Origin of the sequence: Clostridium kluyveri (genome assembly GCF_001902295.1) — a bacterium.
GTDB lineage: Bacteria > Bacillota > Clostridia > Clostridiales > Clostridiaceae > Clostridium_B > Clostridium_B kluyveri_B.
Genome location: NZ_CP018335.1, coordinates 1,612,390 through 1,632,817, shown reverse-complemented (window position 1 = coordinate 1,632,817; position 20,428 = coordinate 1,612,390). Strand labels below are relative to the sequence as shown.

The window sequence follows — 20,428 nt, the reverse complement described above, 5'->3', positions numbered from 1 at the left end:
ATTATAGTATTAAAATGTCAACTTTACAAATATTCTTGATAAAGAAGCATTATACTTCCATAATTATAGGTAATATCATAGGCTTTCTCTTTGTCCTTTCATACAGAAACAACCTAAGTACCTCTTTCACATTAGACTTTATATTTGCCCATTCAGTAATATGCTTTTTCTCACATTCATTCAAAGCATTTCTCACTAATTCTTTTGCTTCTTCCATTAAATCTTCAGACTCTCTAACATAAACAAAACCTCTAGATATTATATCAGGTCCTGCAATAACACTTCCACTTTCTTTCTCCATAGTAATTACTACTGTAAGTATTCCATCCTGAGACAGATGCCTTCTATCCCTTAAAACTATATTTCCTACATCTCCTACCCCAAGACCATCTACAAATACCTGTCCAGATACTACTGTACCACTTTTTCTTATAGAATCCTTGGAAACTTCTATAACATCACCATTGTCTGCTATAATTACATTATTTGGAGAAAGCCCAAGGCTTATAGCTAAATCTGCATGCTGTTTTAAATGCCTATATTCCCCATGTACCGGTATAAAAAACTTAGGTTTTACAATAGTGTGTATTAATTTTAGTTCCTCCTGACAAGCATGGCCAGATACATGTACATCCGCCAAGGCTTCATATATTACATCTGCTCCTTTTTTAAACAATTGATTTATAACTTTGGAAATTAATTTCTCATTTCCAGGTATGGAATTAGCTGAAATTATTATAGTATCTCCCGGAATAATACTCACTTTCTTGTGTTCGGAAGCTGCCATTCTCGAAAGAGCTGACATGGGCTCCCCCTGACTTCCAGTGGTTATTATAGTTATTTTATTGCCATTGTATTTATTTATATTATCTATATTTATAATTGTATTTTTTTTAATATCTAGATATCCTAGTTCTGTAGCTACTTCTACTATATTTTCCATACTTCTCCCAGAAACTGCTACCTTTCTGTCATACTTTTCTGCCGCAGTAATAACCTGCTGTATTCTGTGAATATTTGAAGCAAAAGTTGCTACTATTATCCTACTTTTTGCAGAAGCAAAAAATTTTTCAAAGGCCTCTCCCACAGTTCTTTCAGACATGGTATAACCTGGTCTTTCCACGTTGGTGCTATCACACAGCATAACAGTTACACCTTTTTTGCTAAGTTCTGCAAATCTGGCTAAATCAATTACACTTCCATCAATGGGTGTATAATCAACTTTGAAATCTCCCGTATGGAGTATAATACCCGCTGAAGTGTGTATAGCAATAGCCATGGAATCTGCTATGCTGTGGCTAGTTCTTATAAATTCTACCCACATACTCTCTAATTTAATTACATCTCTTGCTTTTACGCACTTAAGATCTACTGTATCAATTAAATTGTGCTCTTTTAGCTTGGTTTGAACAATACCCAGAGTTAATTTGGTACCATACACTGGCACATTAATTTCCTTGAGAACATAAGGTAATGCCCCTATATGATCTTCATGTCCATGGGTCAAAAATATTCCTCTTACCCTGTCAATATTTTTTTTCAGGTAAGTAATATCGGGGATAACCACGTCTATACCCAACATTTCTTCATCGGGAAACTTCAAACCACAATCAATTACTATTATATCATTTTTAAATTCTATTACCGTAAGATTTTTCCCGATTTCACCCAATCCACCTAATGGAATAATTTTTACTTTTTCTTTTTCTTTACGCAAAAAAATCTTCCCTCCTTCTCTTTATATTTATTTATATTTATTTTGATTTTTTTGTACATTCACTGCATATACCATAAAATTTCAGACTATGATTTAGGATTTTAAAATTATATTTTCCTTCTATTTTTCTCTCCAAAGACTCCAAAAGATCATCAGTTACTTCAATTATTTTAGAACATTTAGTACATATTAGATGATGGTGATGATGGTTTTCTTCCCTATGGACTATTTCATATCTATTACACCCATCATTTAAATCCAATTTACATATAACTCCTATATCCTCTAAAAGCTGTACAGTCCTATAAACTGTAGCCAAGCCAATTTCAGGACAATCAATTTTAACCTGATCATATATCTGCTCTGTAGTGAGATGTTTTCCTTCATTCTTTATTATAATATCTACTACAGCCCGTCTTTGTGGTGTAAGTTTATATCCCTTTTCTTTCAAACTATTTTTTAACCTCTCTATTTCTGAAGTAGAAAGCTTCGACATTACTATACCCCGTTTCACCTTTAAATTTAAAATATTCCTAAAACAAACTATCACAGTATAAGTCTAATATAGCATAATATAGCTGTCAATTGAAAATCAGTTAATATTAAAACTAAAAGCTATAGACTCTCTTATAGCCTTTAGTTTTAACATTAACAAACTATTTTAATCATTAAACAGAGCTTCATAAACTTCTGAAACCTGATTGAATTCCTCATCATCTTCCACTGTTATGAATGCTTCCCTTCCATCTTCCCCTTCAACTATTTTTAGTACTATTGCCTCCTTAGAATCTTCATTTTCCTCAGGCACTACAATTATATACTCTCTATCTTCTATATCAAATTTAGTCACCACCTGAAATTTGACCTTATCTCCCTTTTCATCCTCCAGCATTAAACTGCTAACATCATTTTCCATATTAAAATTACCTCTCTTATAAGATTAATGTCAAAAATAATTTTATTTTGAAATTCTATCTAAATACCCCTGCAATATGTAGGTAGCCGCCATTTTATCCACTATTTTTTTTCTCTTTGCCCTAGACAAATCCGCTTCCAGCATGGCTCTGTTAGCCGCCACTGTAGTAAGTCTCTCATCCCACATTTTTATAGGCAAATTTATAACTTCCTCTATAATATTACAAAATTTTAATACCTTTTCACTTTGAGGTCCTAAAGTTCCATTCATATTTTTAGGCAGCCCACAAACAATTACTTCCACCTTATATTTATCACATATGGTTTTTAGTTCCTCAATATCTTTATCTTCCCCCTTTCTCTTTATAGTAGTAATTCCCTGCGCAGTTATTCCTAATGGATCACTTAAAGCCACTCCTATAGTTTTATTTCCCACATCCAATCCAAGTATTCTCAAATTATTACTCTCCTATTTTTATTATTGTCATATTTAAAATAAAAATGTCCAAAAAGGACATTCTTATTTTATACCTAAATATGCTTTTAAGACTTCTTCAAGTATTTCATCTCTCTCAAGCTTTCTAACCAATGACCTTGCTCCATTATAATTTGTTATATAAGTCGGATCACCTGAAATCAAATACCCTACCAATTGATTTACAGGATTATATCCCTTTTTAATTAGCGAATCATAAACTTCAGTTAATATTTCTCTAGTTAAAGCCTTCTTACTTTCAGAAATATCAAACTGAATGGTATTATCCTTGCTCATATATATTCACCCCGCTAACAATTCTAATTAAATATATTATAAAGCATATTTTATAAAATGTATACTACTTAACTATTTTTTCCATAATCGCACTGCATTTTCCTATTGCTTCTTCTAATTTATCTGGAAATTTTCCACCAGCTTGAGCCATATCAGGTCTGCCGCCTCCACCTCCTCCAGTAACAGCTGCCACTTCTTTTATAATTTTACCACAATGAACTCCTTTTTCCACCGCATCCTTAGTTGCCATAGCTACCAAGTTTACCTTTCCTTCTACGTTACTTCCTAGTAAAACTACTGAATTTTGTGACTTGCTTCTAATTTTATCTGCCAGTTCTCTGAGTGCATTTCCATCTACATCCTTTAATATCCCTGTAAACAAATTTATTCCTTTAACAATCTTAACACCATTTAAAATGCTCTCCTCTGCACTACCCGCTAATTTTATCTTAAACTCTTCTAGTTCTTTTCTTACTTCCCTTAATTCATTAAATTGTAAATCTAATTTATGGACAATTTCTTTTTCAGAGCATTTAAATTTATTTGCTATCTCCTTTAGCATATCACTTTTTGAATATAAATATTCAACTGCCTCTCTTCCAGTAACAGCTTCTATTCTCCTTATGCCAGCTGCTATTCCTGATTCTGAAACTATTTTAAACAGTCCTATTTCTCCAGAATTACCTACATGAGTACCTCCACAAAGTTCTCTGCTGAAATCTCCTATTGAAACAACTCTTACTTCATCTGAATACTTACCATCAAAAATTGCTACCGCTCCACTCTTTTTTGCTTCTTCTAAAGACATTAAATTAGTGTTTACTGTTTTTGCCTTTCTTATATTTTCATTTACCAGATCTTCAACTTCTCTTAATTGTTTATCATTTAAAGCTTCAAAATGGTTAAAATCAAATCTTAATCGATGTTCATCTACATAAGAACCGGACTGGTGTACATGTTCTCCTAGTACCCTCCTTAATGCCTCTCCCAAAAGATGGGTGGAAGTATGATTTCTTCTTATATCATCTCTTCTATTTTTATCCACATTCAGTAAAACAGTATCTTCTAAACTTACACTTCCTGAAATTACTTCGACAAAATGAAGTATTTTTCCCGCTACATTATTTTTACAGTCTATTATCTTACCTTTAAAATTTTCATTATATATGATACCTTTATCTCCTACCTGTCCTCCCATTTCTGCATAAAATGGTGTGTTAGATACTAATATAACACCTTTTTCCCCCTGGCTTAAGAGAGAAACAAACTCTCCTTCTTTTATCATAAGTTTGACCTTTGAAGTGGACTCTAAGCTGCCATAGCCTTCAAATACAGTGTCTATATACAGGGGAATTTTATTTAATACAGTATCTTCTGCTCCCATATAATTAGTTTCTGTCCTGGCAGATCTTGCCATTTCCTTTTGATTCTGCATTTTTTGGTTGAATTCCTCTAAGTCTACCCCCATATTTTTTTCCTGTAATATTTCTTCAGTAAGTTCTATTGGGAAACCATAAGTATCATATAATTTAAAGGCTTTTTCCCCTTCAAGGAGCAGACTATTACTATTTTCTAATTCCTCTATAAATTCATTTAAGATCTTCATTCCGCTGTCTATTGTCTCATCAAATCTCTCTTCCTCAAGCCTTATAACTTTTTTTATGTACTCTTCTCTCTCTTTCAATTTAGGATAACTCTCGCAAGAATTATCTATAACAACATCAGAAAGTTTATATAAGAATCTATCACTTATGCCCAGGGACTTACCATGCTTTGCTGCCCTCCTCAAAAGCCTTCTGAGCACATATCCCCGCCCTTCATTAGATGGAAGTATACCATCACTTATCATAAAAGTAATACTTCTTATATGATCTGTTATTATCCTTATAGATATATCATTATTTTTGTGTTCATTATATTTTGTTCCAGATATATTACATACTTCCTTTAATATAGCATTTATAGTATCTACTTCAAATATACTATTTTCTTCCTGCATTATAGTAGCCATTCTCTCAAGTCCCATGCCTGTATCTATATTAGGGTTGGAAAGTCTATTATAATTCCCATTTTCATCTTTGTCAAATTGAGTAAAAACTAAATTCCAGAATTCAACTATTTTATCATTATCAGCTGCTTCTACAAATTCTTCTACACTGTTTATTTTTTCCTGTGCTCTATCATAATAAATCTCCGAACAAGGGCCACAGGGACCTACACCATGCTCCCAAAAATTATCTTCTTTTCCTAATCTGAAAATTTTAGAAGGATCCACATCTGTACTTTTAACCCATATATCATGTGCCTCATCATCATCTAAATATATTGTAACATATAATCTATCTTTGGGAAGCTTCAAAACTTCTGTAATAAATTCCCAAGCCCAGGGAATTGCTTCTTTTTTGAAATAATCTCCAAAAGAAAAATTTCCCAGCATTTCAAAGAAAGTACCATGTCTTGATGTCTTCCCCACATTTTCAATATCTCCAGTTCTAATACACTTTTGACAGGTAGCTACTCTTTTACTAGGTGGAACCTTAAGGCCTGTAAAATAAGGCTTAAGTGGAGTCATACCCGCATTTATCAAAAGCAAACTTTTATCATTCTGAGGTACTAGAGAAAAGCTGGGCAATCTCAGATGTGCTTTTTTTTCAAAAAAACTTAAATACATTTCTCTAATTTGATTCAACCCTAATTTTTCCATATTCATCTCTCCTTTTTATTGTATCATATATAATTTTAAAAAATAAAAAGCTTCCATCCATAAAAGGGACGAAAGTTTTTCGCGGTACCACCCTAATTATACAGATTTAAAACTATAAAACCCATATCTCTCAAACACCATAATAGGCTCCTAGACAGCCTTCAATAAACCCTATATGAGAAGCTTTACACCATCCACTTCCTCTCTTTACATATAAGAATATATTTACTTCTTCTATTCACTGCCACATATCCATTTATGATACAAATTATAATTTAAATACACTTTCATGTCAATATTGCTCAATAAATCTGTCAAGGTAAACCTATGAAAATTTATAAGCATAAAAGTTCAATTTTAAAAAATTGAACTTTTATGTAAAAAACTTGGGTTCTTTTTATCCGAATGCTACCATTGCTAATACTCCCATCTTCTTCAAAGTGGGAGATAAGCACTGCTACGCACCTGGATAAGTTCTTCTAAGGTTCAGATGGAGAAAAGCATTTCTCGTAAGCAAACTCCACCTGAACCTAAGAATCACTTGATATATTTAACTTATTGGAGTATATTGTCCTTGAATACATTGTGTAACTTGTCCCGTAGATATATTAACTAAATACTCACACAGTTCAGTTCTATCATCTGGATCTCCTGTTTCATTATAATCTTTAACTATACAATAACATTTATCACCATCATAGGTAGTTATCAACCTGGACTCTTCAAAAGGAATATGAATATACTCGTTAGCCTCAAGTTCTATTTGTGACTTAACCAAATCCAGTGCCTGCTCAATATTTAATATACCATTAAATACTGGAATATTTAACATGCCATTAAACATTGGAACTTCTCCATCACTTACCGATTCTATATTATTGCCATCTAAAGGTATTATATCATCTGAATCATTATACATTTTATAAATTTCTAAAGTTTTAGTATCCACTAAAAAGTCATATTTGTAGTTACCCATTAACCATACGTTAGCAGCTTCATTATAAGCATATAAAGCTATTCGATAATAATCACTACCATCATAACTATACATACCCATATTTCCAAATCTTAAGTTGGAACTAAGTGTTATGTTTGATTTTACAATATTTAAAGCCTTTGAGGAGTTTACTATACTGTTTAAATTATCCTCTGATATGCTTCCTTCCAATCCTAACGCATATATATTTTTTGTGTCTTCATTTCCAAGTAAAGTTTCAATAAAATTATCATTTGCCTTTTCTGTACGTCCAGAATAAGAGTATTCTCCTATTAAGATTATAGGGTTCCCATTTAAAGCTGCTAGGGCCGTTCCACTTAATGCATCTGGGAAATCTGCACCAGAAGCTAATATTACTGTACTAAAATCAATGTAACTAGTAAAAGTATTTATTATATCTAAATTTCTATCATATCTGCTGTTTCCCATGGCTATTCTTTTAGCATTTGGAAAGGTATAGGCTGTAATATTGCTTATTACATCCATACTACCTAATACATAGGTTTTAGGAATATTATTTTCTGATATAAATTTATTTTGGGCATACTCTAATCCATCCTTTTGAGACAATATTATAGGCATCTGCAATTTTCCTGCTATAGAAGATACGGATAAAGCATCTGAATAATCACTGCCAGTAGTTACTATAATACCATTCTCACTACCTATTTTATTGGCTACAGCTACAGAGGTTTCATACCTGTCATTTCCATATATTCTTTCATATTCTATTCCTTTTTTGCTTAAAGTATCCTCTATAGATTTAGGTACAACACCTGTTCCTCCAATTATAAAAGCTTTCTTCACTCCAAGTTTATCCAATTGTTCTTCCTGTTCACTATAAAAATCAAGATAAGTTAAAAGTATTGGTGCATTATATTTCTTAGCCAAGACTGTAGCGCTTAAAGCATCTGGAAAATTTTCTCCACTGACTATAACAACATACTCTGACTTTTCCCACATTTGATTTACAATATCAGTATTTGTTTGATATCTATCATACCCTCCTAACCTGGTAACTTGCGGTGAATCTGCTTTTACATTAATTCCAAACAATAAAATCACAGCAAATGCAAAAATAAATCCTAAAAATTTTTTTGTCATATTTGACCTCCCTTTTAATTACATAATATAACATATATACCCATGATACAAATTACTTGATAGAAATATAAATTTCTTTATTGTTATAATTTTACATTACAATATTGTTTTAAATTCATATCCTTGAGTTTTCAAGTATTCTATGATTTCAGGTAATGCCCTGGCTGTTTCTTCTTTACCATAGGTATCATGCATTAATATAACCACCTTTTCTTGAGTTCCCACGCTTTCCTTTACACGCTCTAAAAGCTCTTCTGAATTTTTCCATCTGCCTTCTGCATCAAAATCATAGGCATTCCAATCTATACTGTACATATCTTTTTCTTTCAATCTTTCATCAAATTCATTTAAATTGGGATCACTGTAATATACTCTTGACATATATCCTCCGGGAAGTCTTAATACTCTTGTACTGAACTTTTGTCCAATAGCATTTCCTATAACCGCATTAGCTTGTTCAACTTCCTCCATATAATAATTTACATCAATATGATTTCCGGGATACAATTTCCTCATATTATGGGAATAAGTATGATTTCCAATAGCATGTCCCTCTTCAAACATTTGTTTCACCAGTTCTTCGCTTCTTTCATTTATTTCTATGTTTTGTCCCACTAAAAAAAAGGTAGCCTTTACATCGTAATTTTTTAATGTATCTAATACTTGAGGTGTTACAGAAGTAGATGGACCATCATCAAAAGTAAGAAATGCTATTTTCTCATCATCATTTTCAAACTTATTATCCAATATGTCTTTTACTTTTTGCGCATCATAAATATATTCTTTTCTATTATTAGATACATTTTCTTCAATATTTTTTCCATAATATGCAATAAATTAGCTTCATTATTTATATCCTTATCTGCATTCTCATCTTTTTTCTTATATGTATTTTCATCTATATCTTCTTCACTATTATTGGTATCATACTTCTTAAAAGATTGATTTTTGTAACCTTTATCTTTAGTTACTTCATTAGTAGATATTACTTTATTATTCTTTATATTAGGAACATGAACATAATTATAATTTTTATATAATAAAATAGAAATTGTGATTATTCCCCATAAAATCAAACATCTATTTCTTAATTTTTTCGTAGTGCCGTTCTTCATTGACATTATTTTCATCTCCCTGTTTTTCTGTTAGAATTGATAAAATTCTAATTTTTCTTCAATATATTATTTATTATTAAGAAATTTGTCTTTTTAGAGTTTACTGCAATATATACAGTAAAATAATGATGAACAAAAGTTCTCTGAATTTAATATCCAGTACATACATGGACAATTTCAAACAATTTATACTGCTATTGCTTCTATTTATTTAAAAATATCAGAAAAAATTTGTTTTGTGCCGAAGATTAAGAAATCTTAATCGAAAATGGTTGTTTTTTGGAATTTCCAACCTTGAGAAAAATATGGTAAACTGTTTATAGAGACTAACTATATGAAGTCAAGTAAAAATTAAAAGATTTTTATAGTTATTTAATTTAAAAAAGAAAGCATGACAAAAAGAGCAATGGAAAATTGCTTTTTGAAAAATATTAATTTTTATGGATAAGTTTATATTTGTGGAGCAAAAGTTGCATTGGTCTTTAGAAGATGAAATATTATACGTATCAATTTTTTAGCAACATGGCTCATGGCAACATAATAGTGCTTGCCTTCAGAGCGTTTCTTCGACAAATATGCAGAGAAAGTGGCATCTCTCATTGAAACAGTTCTCCCAGCCATAAGTATGGCCCATCTAAGGTAAGCAGAACCCCGTTTGACCATGGGTGTATGGGATGCAGTGTACTTTCCAGATTGATAGGTGGAGGGATCTAATCCGGCAAAGGCCAGGAGTTTACAGGGAGTGGTGAATCTTTTAATATCGCCGATTTCTGCCAATATTATAGCTGCCAGGGTATATGAAATTCCTGGAATACTAATAAGTGGGGAATTGATCTCAACAACGATTTCTTTTATGAGAAGCTCTAAGGAATCAATCTCGTGTTGTACTGACTGTATTAACCTAATGGTTTGCTTGAGTTCAAAACTTAGAGACCTTGAGTTAGTGCCAATAGAATTTGCAGCAGACTCCTTTAGAGAAATAGCTTTATCTTTTCCATACTTGCCCCTGGAAGCTGTATTTAGTATGTTTGTTAGCTTGGTCAGGTGGCAGCCAGCTATATCTTTTGGGCTTGGAAGTATGGATAAAAGGGCATAGGAAGAAGATTGATGAATTGACCAAAAAAGATCGGGCAGCTCGGGAAATATAATATCTACCAATCTATTGACAGATGTTTTCAACTTAGACCTATATCCAATTAAGCGATATCTATGCCTGGTTAATGACTTTAGCTCTTGAATCTGGTATGATACAGGAGAATAGGATTTTGTATCATCAGAAAAGAGCATTTTAGCAATAACCAATGCATCCGTTTTATCAGTCTTAGTTTTTCTAAGAGACTGGGCTTTACGGAAGAGATTTGTAGCTAAAGGGTTGAGAATGGAGAGCTTGAAGCCTTTAGCATACAAAAAGTTTTGGAGATCGGTGCTGTAATGACCTGTTGATTCAAGTCCTATTTTTACGTTGGAAATATCCTTGTCAGGCAGAATGGAAAGTATTGAAGAATAAAGTAATTCAAAGCCTTGACGGGAATTGGATATACGTAAAGAATCATTATAAACAACACCATCTGAATCTATAATACAGCAATCATGTTTGTTTTTTGCTATATCTATACCAATATAAATCATAAGAACAACTCCTTTATAGTATTATACGCCATGTTCCACAAATCTCATGCAAATGTATCCTTGCTATATATAAAACGTCATGCGTTATCTAACTAATTAACAGATAAGCATAAGACAGTGGTTAGATCCTCAATTAAAATAGTCCAGCTATAGGTGATAAAACTAATCCACAGCGTCTTATGATAATTATAGTAAAAATCTCTAAGAAAGGAAAAGTATAATGAATTTTTACTATATGTTCATTATACAAGGTGGTATGATGCGAAAAGCAAAAATTTTAATGGTGGAGGACGAAACCGACGTTCTTGAGATTAATCGGGAATATTTCGAAGGAAAAGGCTACGAAATCATCTGTGCGGTCACTCTTTCACAAGCACGTATGGAACTAGAGGAGTATACACCCGACCTGATTCTATTGGATGTTATGATGCCAGATGGTACAGGCTGGGACTTCTGTGCCGAATTGCGAAAAAAAACAAACGCTCCTATCATCTTTTTAACATGCAGAGATGAAAACGAAAGCGTTGTAAAAGGTTTGCTTCAGGGCGGGGACGATTATGTCGTAAAACCCTATGATTTGAACGTATTGAGTGCCCGTGTAGCAGCCCAGCTTCGACGTGCGGGAGTAATGACTGCAGGCAAAATTGAGTTGCCTCCCCTGATGATCGATCTACTGGCCGGAGAGGCAATTCTCGATGGCGAACACATCCACTTAACGCAGAAAGAACTTCAGCTTCTTGGCTGCTTTGCCCTATTCGCCGGACGGCGCTTAAGCTGTAAAGAAATTTACCAACGTACTTGGGGAGGAACATCTTCAGGTACTTCCAAGGTAATTGCTGTACATGTGGCAAACCTCCGGAAGAAGTTAAAACTGGATGCAAACAGTTTCTTTGAACTAAAAAACACCGGAAAAGAGGAATACATATTCAGTAAAGTTCGTTATTAACCTCATCCCACTGGAAGAGTGAAACTAACCGTTGTACCCTTTCCCTTTTCACTTTGCACCCATATTTTGCCGCTGTGCCCTTCGATAATATACTTACAGATGTAAAGCCCAAGTCCAGTGCCGATATCCTGACCTCCACCAGATCTTTGTTTATTGTTATACCTTTCAAAAATAAAGGGAAGCTTCTCTGGACCAATGCCTACACCGGTATCAGCAACACTGACCACAATGTAGGAATGCTTCTCTTGAGCCGCCACAATGATTGTACCATTCACCGTAAAACGTATGGCGTTAGAAATCAAATTGACAATTACCCTGGAAACTCTCACAGGGTCGGCGTTTATCATAGGGAGTACACCATCAATGCGTATTTCCAGCCGGTTGGCGTTTTTATTGAGAATGGGATAATACGTCTCAATGGCTGCATAAATAATTTCATCAACGTAGCAGAGGACTTTATCCATTCTCATACGCCCTTCCTCTATACATGTCACGTCGAGGATCTGCCTTACCATCAGAGACAACCTCTCAACTTCAGAGGAAATTAGCTTCATTTTACAGGTTACTTCTTTGCGATCAATTTCACCAGAACGTTCCACAAGCTGCATGGTAGTCTGGGCATAGCCGGAAACCACCACTAGCGGTGTCTTCAGTTCATGTGATATATTACCAAAAAATTCGGTTTTCATACGGTTAATGCTTGCAAGCGCTTCTTTTTCCGCGATTATTCTTTGCTCTGCTTCCTTTGCTTCGGCAATCAGGCGATTGTTCGTCAGAAACAGCGAAATAATTTGTGCCAGCACAAAGACCATCATAGCAGCTTCGGACACAGAGACTTTCGGATGCAAATCCCCAAAAACATTGTTATACATTAGAATATCACTTACAGCTGCAAAGTAAAAAACCGCAATTCCATACAAAGCAGCAGCCTGCTCATCGATAGGACATCGCATCTTCCAGAATATACCCACAACAGCACATGCTATGCAAACCACAAGCAGCACCTGATAATAAATAAGCACCGAGGTGTAAAAAATTGAATCACCGAAAAGTAAACACATACCATATACGCCAGAGCTGGATAGTGTTATGTATTTAACTACTCGCCAGAAGCATCCGGTCAGGCTCTGCGCTAAATACAGCGTCAGAAAAATGGTCAGCAGCACCACACTTAGATATTCAAGCATAAAAGACAGCTTTCCCGACAGAAAGGAAAAATACGTCCACACCTGACTTTGAATACACTCGCGCAGCGCCATAGAAAAGCAAGCAAGAGAAAAATAGAGCGGTACTCTTGTATGCCATTTCAACAGATAAATGCAAAGCAGCAGCACCGCTGCACACAAAAGTGCTCCCATCACAAGAAGGCCCTTTATTTTGTCATAAAGGCCCGCATGGAATCCCTGAGATGCCATACTCAATCTCAATGTTGCCAGAGAAGCACCACGCTTATAGTGGTAAAACTGAGCCGATTGCAGGATAATCTCCATTTTCCCCTCCTTTGGTGCAGCGTAGCAGGTCAGATTGTTTTCCCAAACCTCAGTGTCCTGCTTCGTCACACCAGTCTGACCACTCTGACCCACCAATTGTCCGTTTACATAGGCTCTCATGGCGTGCCTACCTGAAAGCCTAAATGTCAACATATAAACATCTTCGCTGCTAGGCAGATTAATTACAAAACGCTGGGATAAATAATCAGCTCGCAGCTTGTCATATCTGTCCGTGCTGTCCGTGCTCTCCGGTACTGCAGTACTGTAGTTTTCGGGTGTTAGGAGCAAATTAGGGTAATAGACCGAGCCCGGCAGCAAAATAACCACCCTGCGGCTAAAATTCTTAATTCCCTTCAGGTCATACACGCCATTTTGTTCCTCTACGGTAATACTTTCTAACTTGTTGCTCATCATGCCGGGCAACCTGACCAAAAACATCAGAAATGCCGTAGTCAGCACCGCTGCAATTAAAATCACCACCAATTTATGCCTTTGGAGTATATTCTGAAAGCAACATAAACTTAAATCTTTCTGTATGGCGGTTCCCTCCTTTACAAAACTTGTGCTTTAACTGATTATATCATAAACACGAAACATTTGTGATTTTGTAATATACTTGAAACTTTAATACAAAAAAATTTATATACCGTTCAAACTATAAAAAATTCAAAACATATAATAATTCAAATCCTCATACATCACTTTAATTATGACCCCTAGAGGAACTGCAAGTACCATTCCAATAAATCCTGCTATTTCTCCGCCGATTATTAGGAGAAGTATTACTACCAATGGGTGCATACTTATACTATCTGCAGTAACTTTAGGGGATAATATATTTCCTTCTATTTGCTGAAGCACATAAAGGCATACTGCTGTCCATAGAGCTTTTTCAGGAGATTGTATTAAAGCTATGGCTATGGCTGGAATGGCTCCAAATATGGGACCAAAATATGGGATTATATTGAAAAATGCATTTAAAACAGAAAGTATTATAGGAAAATCTATTTTCAAGATTAAAAGTATAAAAAACGTGACTATTCCAATAAATCCACTTAACATAAGCTGACTTATTATATATCTACCCAATATCTTATCTGCATGGCAACTTATATTTTTAATTATACTCCTACTTTTTACAGGAAATGTAGAAAGTACTTTTTCATTTATACATTCCCCTTCCGATAGGAAATAATATGTTATTACAGGAATAACCACTACATACAAGATATTCTGTCCCATTTTCATTAAAGAATCAATTATTCTAGTGAACACAGTAGTTACTTCCCTATCAATTTTTCTATTAAAATTGTTAATTAATACATGTATTGTCCTATTTCCCTGAATCAATTTTAACTTTCCATAAATATTATCTACTAAATTTTGAATACTGTATATGGCATTATTCAAACTTAGACTTTCCTTAAAAAGGGAAGGTATTAAAATTGCAAATATACTTATAATGAATAAACCTACCAAAGCTATGAGAATAAAAGCACTAATTTTTTTACTAATACCTTTATTGGCCATAATATTTTGTATAGGTTTTAAGGTGTAGGATATTAAAAACGATATTAGCATTAAATATATTATTTCTCTAAGTACAGAAATTTTGAAAACAATTATTATTAAAGCTATGAAGATCGCAGCAAGTATTGCATATTTAATTTTTCTCTTTTTTTCAACCGCCATATTATCATCTTCCACAATTTAGATTTTAAGCTCTTCCCTTTTCTTTTAAATCCAATAACTTATAAGGCGAATTAGAAAACCTTAAATTTTCACTTTCTCCTCTATATAATAAATTTTTTTCTCCTAAGATCAGATCATCTATAAGTAATATTTTCTTTCCATCTATGAAATTATTTATAAATCCTACAGACAATATAAGTGCTTTTATTGAGAAAGTGCTCTTATGAAATAATATATCCTCTACTATGCCAATTAAATATCCTCTTTTATCCACCACATTCATACCTTTTATATTACTGAATTGTAACAATTTCCTTCTATTTGTATCTGTAACAACTACTATAGATGCAAAACTTACCACATCTTCTAAAAATATATTCAAACTTTTTTTAAATAAACTGTTAGGGGTAATAACAAACCCCTGCACTCTTTTGTCACTAAAGTTTAATATTATATCACTTATAAAGCCCAGTAAATTGCCAGAAAGGTTAACTACATCTTTAAAGATAAAATCTCTTGTTCTATACAAACTATCACCTTAATTTTGAAATATATATTTGTAGTTTGTGCGTAAAAATAAAAAATATAACTCCAACGAGTTATATTTTTTATATCAAATATCTATTGTCCGTGAACATGTTCATGAATGGTTTCTGAATGAGTTTGAATCTTCCAGGGCTCCAATCCCTGAGACTCCCTATAATCATTTATTGCTTTATGAATAGCTTCTTCAGCTAATACCGAACAGTGCATCTTAACCGGTGGAAGTCCATCTAGTGCGTCTGCCACTGCCTTATTGGTAAGACTCCATGCCTCCTCTAGTGTTTTTCCCTTTATAATTTCCGTTGCCATACTAGAAGATGCTATAGCAGATCCACATCCAAAAGTTTTAAATTTTATATCTTTTATTATATTGTCTTCAACTTTTATGTACATCTTCATTATATCTCCACATTTTGGATTTCCAACTTCACCGACTCCATTTGCATCAGGTATTTCTCCTACATTTCTTGGGTTTCTGAAATGATCCATAACTTTTTCACTATACATCATGATTGTTCTACCTTCTCTCCTTTATTTTTGGATTTAATAAAATCTTCCCAAAGGGGTGACATATCCCTTCTCCTTGCTACTATCTCTGGAATAACCTTTAGTGCATAGTCTACATCTTCCTCTGTAGTTCCAAAGCCTAATGTAAGCCTAAGAGAGCCATGTGCCACTTCGTGAGGTAATCCCAAAGATAAAAGCACATGAGAAGGATCTAAAGACCCAGATGCACAGGCACTCCCTGTAGATGCATATATACCTGCATCATTTAAATCCAAGAGTATAGTTTCTCCTTCTATTCCAATAAAACTTAAATTAACATTTCCCGGCAGTCTTTTATCACCTTTAGGTCCATTTAACTTGGTATGAGGTATATTTTCCATTAACCCAGTTATCAGCTTATCCCTTAAATAACTTAATCTTTTAGATTCATCCTTTAAATCATCAACTGCCAACTCTATTGCTTTTCCTATACCCACTATTCCAGGCACATTCTCTGTGGAAGCTCTTTTTCCTCTTTCCTGTCCACCGCCATGTATCAAATTTTCAATTTTTATTCCCTTTCTTAAATACATTGCCCCTATTCCCTTAGGACCATAAAATTTATGTGCTGCCATAGAAAGGGCATCTATGTTCATTGCTTTCACATCAATGTCCACATGACCTATAGCCTGCACTGCATCCGTGTGAAAATATACTTTTTTCTTTTTGCAGATTTCTCCTATTTCCTTTATAGGCTGTATTGTACCTACTTCATTATTTGCGAACATCACAGATACCAATATGGTAGTATCCTTAATAGATTTTTCAAGTTCTTCAAGACTTATAAATCCATATTCATCTACATTTAAATAGGTAACTTCAAAACCATTCTGTTCTAGAAAATTACAGGCATGTATTACAGCATGATGTTCTATACTAGTAGTTATTATATGATTTCCTTTATTTTTATTTCCGAAGGCTATACCTTTTAATATCCAGTTATCACTTTCAGATCCTCCAGCAGTAAAAAATATTTCATTCTTTTCTGCATTTATGGCCTTAGCTACTTTCCCTCTAGCTTCATCCACAGCTTTTCTTGGAGTATCTGACATGGAATACAAGGAAGATGGATTCCCGAAACTTTTCGTAAAATAAGGTATCATCTCTTCTAAAACTTCTGGTTTAGTATACGTAGTAGCCGCATAATCCATATATACTTTTTTATCCATTTATTTGTCCCCTTTCAGTTTGTTTTGTTTCATGCTATTGTAATCATCCACCATATCTTGTAAAGTTGTAGACTTCATAATTTCATCTATTCCATCTTTTATCCTACTCCACAAAAGTCTAGTGGCACAGCAATCTATATTATCACAAGAACTTTCATTATTATCATCTACACAATCCGATATCTCTATAGGACCTTCTAAGACCCCCATTATATCCCATACAGTTATATTTTTGGGTTCTCTATTTAAAATGTATCCTCCCTGTGATCCTCTTATACTCCTAATCAAATTAGATTTTCTAAGATTGGAGAACAATTGCTCTAAATAATACTCAGATATGCCCTGTCTTTCTGATATAGTCTTTATAGATAAAGGTTCGTCTCCGTAATGAATAGCCAAATCTACCATGGCTTTCACTCCATATCTTCCCTTTGTGGATAGCTTCAATTAATCACTTCCTTTTAAATCACAATACTTCCCCATCATATTATCAAATCAGAGTAAACTTGTCAACAATAAATGTATTCCCTTTCTCAAATTATATATTTATATCCCGTAATACTTACTATTTACAATAAAAATGACTAAATATTACTTGATATTATTAAAAACTATTATTTTTACAGTATAATAATATCAAGTAACTCTTGGTTCCAGATTTTGAATTTGTTTGTGAGGGGTATTTTTCTCCATCTAACTCTTAAAATAACTTATCCAGGCACATAACAAAGTTTATCCCCCACTTTAGAAAAACTAAAAATGTTAATGATTATATATTTTATATAAACTAATTTAAAAAGGATAGTGAGATTATGGATTTATTTGATATGGCTAATGAAAGAAATCACAAAGAACTAAAACCTCTAGCTGAAAGAATGAGACCGGAGACTTTAGAAGAATTTATAGGACAGGAACATATTTTAGGTAAAGATAAAATGTTATATAGAGCAATAGTTACAGATAATATTTCTTCTGTAATTTTTTATGGTCCTCCTGGTGTAGGCAAAACCACATTGGCAAGAATTATAGCTAATACAACAAAGTCAAATTTTTATGAGTTGAGTGCTGTAAATTCTGGTACAGCAGATGTAAAAAAGATTATAAAGGAAGCAGAAAACAATTTAAAATTTTATTCTAAAAAGACAATATTATTTATTGACGAAATACATAGATTTAACAAAGCTCAACAGGATAGTGTTTTAAATGCAGTTGAAAAAGGTATAATCATATTGATAGGGGTTACCACAGAAAATCCCTATTTTGAGGTTAACAATGCACTCCTTTCCCGTTCTATGATTTTTCAATTAGAGAACCTTTCTGAAGATAACGTAAAAAAAGCATTGAGAAATGCTATTGAAAGTCCAAAAGGGTTTGGTCATCTCAAAATAGAAGTAGACCCCGAGGTATTTGATTACTTTGCTATACATAGTAACGGTGATATAAGAAAGGCCTTAAATGCTTTGGATATGGCAGTTAGAACTTCATCAAAAAAGGAAGATAAGATTTTTATAACTGCTCTGGATGCCAAAGAATGCATCCAGAGAAAAATGGCCTTATATGACAAAGGAGGTACATCCCACTACGATACCATCAGCGCTTTTATAAAGTCACTTCGAGGCAGTTCCCCTGATGCAGCAGTATACTATCTTGGAAAAATGCTGGATGCTGGTGAAGACCCCATGTTTATCGCAAGAAGAATTGTTATTCAGGCCTCAGAAGATGTTGGAAATGCTGACCCTATGGCCTTAATAGTAGCCACAAACGCCATGAATGCCGTACATATGATAGGTATGCCCGAATGTAGATACGCATTGTCTCAAGCAGCAATATACGTAGCCTCAGCACCAAAATCAAATGCTTCCTGCATTGCAATTGATTCTGCGCTGAAAGATGTTAGAAGCCGCAGAGATTCTGGGATACCCCCTTATTTAAGAGATGCCCATTATAAGGGTGCAGAAAAATCAGCACATGGAACTGGTTATCTATATCCACACTCTTACGGTGGATTTGTAAACCAGCAGTATTTACCTGATTCCCATAAAAATACTGTGTATTATAAGCCAACATCCAATGGATTTGAATCTAAAATTAAAGATAGATTAACTAAGCTCTGGGGAAAAAAATAATTTAATCAAATTTGTTAATTTAGAAATTTATATATCAATTTGATGATCATGGAGGGAGAGTAGTCCTATGAAAATTATAAAAGGTGAAAAATGTAAGACAATATTACCATATTTATCAATTATTCTTGTTACTTCTTCCATCTGGTTATATTGGAGCAATGTGTCCATACAAAAAACGGAAATCAATATTAATAGTGAAAAAATTCCTACCTCCTTCAACGGATTTAGAATTATTCATGTATCTGATTTGCATAATGAAGAATTTGGAAACAATCAAAGCAAATTACTCAGGGCAGTGAAGGAATCATCTCCAAATTTGATTGCTGTCACTGGGGATTTAATTGATTCCAGACATACAGACGTTCAAAAAGCACTGGATTTCATCAATGGTGCTGTGGATATAGCCCCTGTATATTATGTTACAGGCAATCATGAATCAAGAATCCAGCAATATGAAAAATTGAAAAAACAAATGGCAGAAGCCGGAGTTATCATATTGAATAATAAAGGTACTACAATCAAATGGGGTGTAGATTCTATCCGGTTGTTAGGACTAGATGATCCAGCCTTTACAACAAACTATAATTTATCTGGGATAAATGCAGCCATAGTTGATGCAAAATTGAAGGCTATGAAAAATGAGAGCAGTCACTACACAATCTTGTTATCACATAGACCAGAATTGTTCCACATATATGCAGATAATGGAATTGATTTGGTTTTAAGTGGTCATGCTCATGGGGGACAGATACGTTTACCCCTTGTTGGGGGACTTTTCGCACCGAACCAAGGCTTCTTTCCCAAATATTCTGAGGGTCTGCATGAAAAGAACCAAACTAAAATAGTGGTCAGCCGAGGTCTCGGAAACAGCCTCTTCCCTGTCCGAATCAATAACCGACCACAATTAGTTGTTATTACGCTGGTATCACAGTAGGACTTGTAGAAGTATATTTTAATCTCCCT

At 33.8% G+C, this 20,428-nt stretch carries 19 protein-coding genes and 1 other annotated feature; of the genes, 3 read left to right on the top strand and 16 right to left on the bottom strand.

The window, feature by feature from the left end; genetic code table 11:
• Positions 1 to 49: 49 nt before the first annotated feature.
• The 10 genes from BS101_RS08045 to BS101_RS08005 all read right to left on the bottom strand — a co-directional run bounded on the left by BS101_RS08045 (position 50) and on the right by BS101_RS08005 (position 10,953).
• Positions 50 to 1,717, bottom strand: coding sequence for a ribonuclease J (locus BS101_RS08045; protein WP_073538359.1), 1,668 nt, complete (start codon positions 1,715 to 1,717; stop codon positions 50 to 52).
• 37 nt (positions 1,718 to 1,754) lie between these two features.
• A complete protein-coding gene (locus BS101_RS08040; protein ID WP_012101715.1) occupies positions 1,755 to 2,213 on the bottom strand; it encodes a Fur family transcriptional regulator in 459 nt (152 codons plus the stop codon).
• Positions 2,214 to 2,378: 165 nt separating this feature from the next.
• A complete protein-coding gene (locus BS101_RS08035) occupies positions 2,379 to 2,633 on the bottom strand; it encodes a DUF1292 domain-containing protein (protein WP_012101714.1) in 255 nt (84 codons plus the stop codon).
• 42 nt (positions 2,634 to 2,675) lie between these two features.
• Positions 2,676 to 3,089 carry a Holliday junction resolvase RuvX gene (gene ruvX / locus BS101_RS08030; RefSeq protein ID WP_073538358.1) on the bottom strand — a complete coding sequence of 138 codons (414 nt, stop codon included), beginning with the start codon at positions 3,087 to 3,089 and terminating at the stop codon, positions 2,676 to 2,678.
• Between the two features lie 63 nt (positions 3,090 to 3,152).
• The gene (locus BS101_RS08025; protein ID WP_012101712.1) at positions 3,153 to 3,404 is read right to left on the bottom strand and encodes an IreB family regulatory phosphoprotein; all 252 of its coding nucleotides are present in this window, start codon (positions 3,402 to 3,404) and stop codon (positions 3,153 to 3,155) included.
• A 64-nt stretch (positions 3,405 to 3,468) separates the two neighbouring features.
• Positions 3,469 to 6,108, bottom strand: coding sequence for an alanine--tRNA ligase (alaS, locus tag BS101_RS08020; RefSeq protein ID WP_073538357.1), 2,640 nt, complete (start codon positions 6,106 to 6,108; stop codon positions 3,469 to 3,471).
• Between the two features lie 61 nt (positions 6,109 to 6,169).
• Positions 6,170 to 6,359: a binding site (T-box leader), on the bottom strand.
• 299 nt (positions 6,360 to 6,658) lie between these two features.
• On the bottom strand, positions 6,659 to 8,209 hold the full coding sequence (locus BS101_RS08015; RefSeq protein ID WP_073538356.1) for a cell wall-binding repeat-containing protein: 1,551 nt from the start codon (positions 8,207 to 8,209) through the stop codon (positions 6,659 to 6,661).
• A gap of 96 nt (positions 8,210 to 8,305) precedes the next feature.
• Positions 8,306 to 8,956 (bottom strand): polysaccharide deacetylase family protein, encoded by a 651-nt coding sequence (locus BS101_RS23745; RefSeq protein ID WP_242951431.1) that lies wholly within the window; start codon positions 8,954 to 8,956, stop codon positions 8,306 to 8,308.
• An 8-nt stretch (positions 8,957 to 8,964) separates the two neighbouring features.
• Positions 8,965 to 9,330: a hypothetical protein gene (locus tag BS101_RS23740; protein ID WP_242951430.1), complete on the bottom strand. Its 366-nt coding sequence runs from the start codon at positions 9,328 to 9,330 to the stop codon at positions 8,965 to 8,967.
• A gap of 444 nt (positions 9,331 to 9,774) precedes the next feature.
• Positions 9,775 to 10,953 (bottom strand): IS110 family transposase, encoded by a 1,179-nt coding sequence (locus tag BS101_RS08005; RefSeq protein WP_073537605.1) that lies wholly within the window; start codon positions 10,951 to 10,953, stop codon positions 9,775 to 9,777.
• A 256-nt stretch (positions 10,954 to 11,209) separates the two neighbouring features.
• On the opposite strand from BS101_RS08005, the gene BS101_RS08000 reads away from it, so the two are divergent.
• Complete coding sequence (locus tag BS101_RS08000; protein ID WP_073541191.1) at positions 11,210 to 11,899, top strand: response regulator transcription factor; 690 nt, start codon at positions 11,210 to 11,212, stop codon at positions 11,897 to 11,899.
• Between the two features lie 2 nt (positions 11,900 to 11,901).
• On the opposite strand, the gene BS101_RS07995 is transcribed toward BS101_RS08000, so the two are convergent.
• The 6 genes from BS101_RS07995 to BS101_RS07970 form a co-directional block, all read right to left on the bottom strand.
• Complete coding sequence (locus BS101_RS07995; protein WP_242951472.1) at positions 11,902 to 13,869, bottom strand: HAMP domain-containing sensor histidine kinase; 1,968 nt, start codon at positions 13,867 to 13,869, stop codon at positions 11,902 to 11,904.
• A 186-nt stretch (positions 13,870 to 14,055) separates the two neighbouring features.
• Positions 14,056 to 15,081, bottom strand: a complete 1,026-nt coding sequence (locus BS101_RS07990) for an AI-2E family transporter (RefSeq protein ID WP_073538354.1) — start codon at positions 15,079 to 15,081, stop codon at positions 14,056 to 14,058.
• A gap of 25 nt (positions 15,082 to 15,106) precedes the next feature.
• On the bottom strand, positions 15,107 to 15,610 hold the full coding sequence (locus BS101_RS07985; RefSeq protein WP_073538353.1) for a PRC-barrel domain-containing protein: 504 nt from the start codon (positions 15,608 to 15,610) through the stop codon (positions 15,107 to 15,109).
• 92 nt (positions 15,611 to 15,702) lie between these two features.
• The gene (nifU, locus tag BS101_RS07980) at positions 15,703 to 16,131 is read right to left on the bottom strand and encodes a Fe-S cluster assembly scaffold protein NifU (protein WP_148204873.1); all 429 of its coding nucleotides are present in this window, start codon (positions 16,129 to 16,131) and stop codon (positions 15,703 to 15,705) included.
• The gene (gene nifS, locus BS101_RS07975; RefSeq protein WP_073538352.1) at positions 16,131 to 17,339 is read right to left on the bottom strand and encodes a cysteine desulfurase NifS; all 1,209 of its coding nucleotides are present in this window, start codon (positions 17,337 to 17,339) and stop codon (positions 16,131 to 16,133) included. Before nifS ends, nifU begins: the two co-directional genes overlap by 1 nt.
• Positions 17,340 to 17,786 (bottom strand): RrF2 family transcriptional regulator, encoded by a 447-nt coding sequence (locus tag BS101_RS07970; RefSeq protein ID WP_012101704.1) that lies wholly within the window; start codon positions 17,784 to 17,786, stop codon positions 17,340 to 17,342.
• Between the two features lie 365 nt (positions 17,787 to 18,151).
• On the opposite strand from BS101_RS07970, the gene BS101_RS07965 reads away from it, so the two are divergent.
• The gene (locus BS101_RS07965; RefSeq protein ID WP_073538351.1) at positions 18,152 to 19,465 is read left to right on the top strand and encodes a replication-associated recombination protein A; all 1,314 of its coding nucleotides are present in this window, start codon (positions 18,152 to 18,154) and stop codon (positions 19,463 to 19,465) included.
• Between the two features lie 67 nt (positions 19,466 to 19,532).
• Positions 19,533 to 20,399, top strand: a complete 867-nt coding sequence (locus BS101_RS07960; RefSeq protein ID WP_073538350.1) for a metallophosphoesterase — start codon at positions 19,533 to 19,535, stop codon at positions 20,397 to 20,399.
• The last annotated feature ends 29 nt before the right edge of the window (positions 20,400 to 20,428 follow it).